The organism is Streptomyces sp. 4F14, assembly GCF_048159485.1.
GTDB lineage: Bacteria > Actinomycetota > Actinomycetes > Streptomycetales > Streptomycetaceae > Streptomyces.
Genome location: NZ_JBLRVY010000139.1, coordinates 1 through 438 on the forward strand (window position 1 = coordinate 1; position 438 = coordinate 438).

The following is a 438-nucleotide window of genomic DNA, read 5'->3' on the forward strand; positions in this document are numbered from 1 at the left end:
GGCCCCGGCCGCCCTCGGCGTCGGAGGACGCCGGGCGCGGGGCGCGGGGCGGTGCCGTGAAGCCCGGGCCCGAGTCGGTGACCTCGATGTGGCACTTCTCGCCGTCCAGATAGGCCGTGACCCGGTACGCCTGTGGGGTGCCGTCCGGGGTGTCGCCGCCGTGCTCGACGGCGTTGGCGCAGGCCTCGCTGAGGGCGACGGAGAGGTCGTACGAGATGTCGGGGTCGACGCCCGCCGTCTCCATGGTGCCGAGCAGCAGGCGCCGGGCGAGGGGAACGCTCGCGGCTTCACGGCGCAGATGGAGTGACCACCAGATGCTCATGCTCCAGCCTCCTGGCCGCGGCTCGACATACCGTTACGTATTGCCGCGAGTGCCCAGCCGTAAGCACATCATTGACGTGATGCCGCCCATATGGTCGATGCGCCTACGAGGGAATC

At 70.5% G+C, this 438-nt stretch carries 1 protein-coding gene; it reads right to left on the bottom strand.

From position 1 onward, the window contains the following. On the bottom strand, nt 1–322 hold a 322-nt coding region (locus ACLZOT_RS50015; protein WP_416975988.1), incomplete at its 3' end, for an ATP-binding protein. Nucleotides 323–438 lie beyond the last annotated feature (116 nt).